Raw genomic sequence first — 3,509 nt, 5'->3', positions numbered from 1 at the left:
ATCAAGGCCGCCTGAATGGCAGCCAAGGAGTGACAACTTTCCTGAAAGTCACCGCGCTCGGGACAGCTGCGTAAGAGCAAGGTTGCTGGACACGCCTGCTGCTCTTTGCAGAGCGCACCTGACGGCGCGTCTGCCCCCACCAGTGGCTTGCTACGGGCCTTCCTCAGTCTGAGGCCCTCCTGAAGTCGGACCTCTACTTCGGGAAGTCCCTTCACTGCGCCCCATGGCGCAGATGATCATGGCTTCACGTTTGGCTGCCGCTTCACCGTTCTGACAGCCAGAAGAGGATCAGTTTCTGTTGCTCAAATCGACTCTTCCTTCCATCAAGGTGGTTCTGATGCAGCGGCGCGATCTGCCAGCACACCAGCGCGGAGAGGGGCACCAGCTGCTGCCGCCCTCGTCGTATGCCAACTCCGCCAACGGATAGTGCTCGGGAGTCTCGGCAGCAAGGCTGAACGCAGTTGCATCGCTCGCAAGGCCAATCAGATCCCACCGGTAGTGCGATCTGCTGGCAGGGAACAGTGCAGCAGGTACCGAGCTAGTCTGCTTTGCCATTCAGCTGCTGGTCATCACCCTGCTGCCGCTGCCGTTTTGGGCTACTGCTACTAGGCGCCCCAGCTCTGGCACCCAGCAGATACCGCTCCATAGGCGCTCAGCAGCAGTGTTGCGCAGGGTCCAGCTGCTGCCATCAGCAGAGGTCATCACCTGTTGAGCAGTGCCGGTGCCGGCTAAGGCAATCAGCAGGCGCAGCTCGGGCGCCCAGCAGATGGCCCGCCACTCCAGATCGTCCGGGGTACTGCGCAGGGTCCAGTTGGTTCCGTTGGGTGAGGTCATCACCCGGTTGCCACTGCCGCTCTGGCCCACTGCTACCAGCAAACCAAGCTCAGCGGCCCAGCAGATGCTGCGCCAGCTGTTATCTGCTGGGGTGGTGCGCAGGGTCCAGCTGATCCCATCAGGAGAGGTCATCGCCGCCTGGTTGGTGCCGTTGCTGCTGGTTGCTACCGCAACAAATAGTCCCAGTTCTGCGGCCCAGCAGATCGCACGCCAGGCCACGCTGGCCGGCGTGGCACGTTGTATCCAGTTACTGCCGTCGGCAGAAGTCATCACCCGGTTGGCATTGCCACCAAAGGCCACCGCCACAAACAGCAACCGCTGCGGACTCCAGCAGATCGCCACCCAGTTGTTATTCACCGGCACGCGCCGTGCCGTCCAGGCATAGCCATCGGCAGAAGTCATTACCAAGTTGCTGCTGCCACTGGAAGCGACGGCAACGAACAGCTGGAGCTCCGCGCTCCAGCACACTCCAATCCAGGTGTTGTTGTCGCTTGGTGTAAAGCGACTGGTCCAGCGATAGCCGTCATCAGAGGTCATCACCCGCTGGCTGCCGTCGATCGAGACCGCCACAAACCGCCGCAGCTGGGGAGACCAGCAGATCGCCCGCCAGTCGTTGTTTGCAGCAGTGGTGGTCAGATCCCAGAGCCGGCCAGCAGTGCGGGAGGGTTGCGGAGAGCTGAGTAGGGCCAGTAGCTCAGCGGCGCTGACGCGGTAGGTGCTGCCAGCACGCTGGAGCGCAAGCAGGTCGGTGGGTTTGATCACAGCGATAAGTGATAAGTGGCGACAAAACCAGCAGCAGAGCTCAAAAACAAAGGGGGGGCGGCTGCCCCCCCCTGGTCAGGCCTTTTGGGTTTGGGCTTGGCAGCAGAGCGTGACTGCTCAGGCGGGCAGGGCAGGGAGGCTGCTGATGTCCAGCGGCATGTAGTCGCCTAGTGGTTGGGCGGTGGCCATGGCTTCCTTGAGGGCTGCGGCATCGACAGCGGCGCCTTCGGTGCCGGCGGTGAGGTCCTCGGCAGCCGCTAGGCGCAGCACGCCGGCAGCAGCGGTGGAGGCAGGCTTAATGCTGAGCAGGGGTTGAGCTGGATCGCTTTCATCGATGGCCAGTGGCGCAGCCACCTGGATGCGGATCACGCCGGCGCCATCGGGGCCTAGTGCAGCGTTGGCGCTCCAGCTGCTGCCGTCAAACAGCAGCAAATCCCCCTGGGCGATGTCCGCTCCGGCGATGCCGCTCCAGCTCGCCAGGGCCGTGCCAGCAGCACTGGCCAGGTACACATCCCCGACTGCAGCACCAGCTGGGGCTGCTGTGGTGGTGGGGTCAATCGCACCCCGGTAGGTGAGGGCACCGGAGATGGCTGCATGGAGGGTGCCGTCGGCATCCACTGAGAGGTTGGTGCCCGGCTTGATCGCACCAATTGCAGCCGCCGTGGCGGGCGTGACCATGAACGCTTTGAGCTCGTCGGCGCTGGCCTGGTAGGGCGTGCTGCCGCGCTGCACCAGCAGCAGGTCACTGGGCAGGGGCAGGGAACGGCCGGCGGTGCGGCTCTCGGTGGTGGTGGCCATGGCGATCAGTGCAGAAGAGGAAAGCGGTTGAGATAAGGGGTGTCAGGGCGGCAGGGAGCTGAGCAGGCGCAGGTCCAGCGTGAGCACCACCACCCCATCGCCGGCGATGGCACTGATGAGCGGCGCCAAAGCTTCCACCGAACTGACGCCCCCGGCTGGGGGCGGTTCAGGCGTGCCGCCGTCCTGGAGCTGGGCTTGGCCCAGGAAGATCACCCCCTGGGGCTGGGTACTGCTGCGGCACTGGGCCGTCAGCTGGGCCAGCACAGCCGGATTGGTAGTGGCCATCGGCGCCAGGGGAGTACTGCTGAGCTGTTGCCAGCCCCCAGCCAGGAATGCGTTGGCTCGGTTGCATTTGGCCGTGATCAGAGCAGCGCATCACCCAGCTCCAAGGCAGCGAGATCTGCGGCAGCAGCGCCACTGGCCTGGGTTTCCAGTGCCGTGGCCTGCTCCACCAGTTCGGCCTTGGTCTGGCTGCTATCGAGCTCCACGCCGTAGACGGTGGAGCAGAACTCGACGATCTGGGCCTTGGTCATGGCCTGGAAGTCGGTTGGCTCAGAAGCCAGCAGGGCTTCTCCGTCGCTGGTGGTGGTTTCCGTTGACTCCAGTGGCTCGCCGGTGGGCGTTGGCTCATCCGGTGCCGAGGCGGGTTCTGTCGCTGCCGGTTGCTCGGGCTCGAGGTCCAACGCATCCACCAGCTCCAGCTCCGGCGCTGGCTGCGGTTCAGGCTGGGGGTCCGGTTCAGGTTCCGAGAGTGGTTCTGGTTCTGGCGCCGGTACCGGCGGCTGCGTGTGCAGCTGCCAGCCCAATGCCTGCCAGCCGGCCAGGTGCACCGGCCAGATCGAACGGCTCTCGCCGTCCTTGGTTATCAGTAGCTGGCTAGGTGGCAGCAGGGATTCATCGCCCACAGCTGGATCCGGGGTGACGGTGAGCCGCTGCTCCGGGCCCGAGAGGCGTACGGGCGTAGAGGCGGGGTTGGCCCCATCGAGTGGCTGCAGCAGTTGCAGGGGCATTGCGGTGTCCATGGCACTCACCTCAAACCCCCTGGTTGGCGGTCAGCGCCACGCACATCCCCACCGGTGTACTTGGGGAGATCACAGCGCGGGCCAGCCGCAAGC

At 64.8% G+C, this 3,509-nt stretch carries 4 protein-coding genes; all 4 read right to left on the bottom strand.

The window, feature by feature from the left end:
- Nucleotides 1-555: 555 nt before the first annotated feature.
- Nucleotides 556-1,596 carry a hypothetical protein gene (locus AC01FP_RS16540; RefSeq protein ID WP_474481762.1) on the bottom strand — a complete coding sequence of 347 codons (1,041 nt, stop codon included), beginning with the start codon at nt 1,594-1,596 and terminating at the stop codon, nt 556-558.
- Nucleotides 1,597-1,713: 117 nt separating this feature from the next.
- Nucleotides 1,714-2,394: a hypothetical protein gene (locus tag AC01FP_RS16535; RefSeq protein ID WP_474481761.1), complete on the bottom strand. Its 681-nt coding sequence runs from the start codon at nt 2,392-2,394 to the stop codon at nt 1,714-1,716.
- A gap of 42 nt (nt 2,395-2,436) precedes the next feature.
- The gene (locus tag AC01FP_RS16530; RefSeq protein WP_474481760.1) at nt 2,437-2,679 is read right to left on the bottom strand and encodes a hypothetical protein; all 243 of its coding nucleotides are present in this window, start codon (nt 2,677-2,679) and stop codon (nt 2,437-2,439) included.
- 77 nt (nt 2,680-2,756) lie between these two features.
- The gene (locus AC01FP_RS16525) at nt 2,757-3,416 is read right to left on the bottom strand and encodes a hypothetical protein (protein WP_474481759.1); all 660 of its coding nucleotides are present in this window, start codon (nt 3,414-3,416) and stop codon (nt 2,757-2,759) included.
- Between the last annotated feature and the right edge of the window lie 93 nt (nt 3,417-3,509).

This window comes from Cyanobium sp. NIVA-CYA 375 (assembly GCF_056108345.1).
Note: the sequence above shows the minus strand (reverse complement) of the source record. Positions and strands in the feature narration are given on the sequence as shown.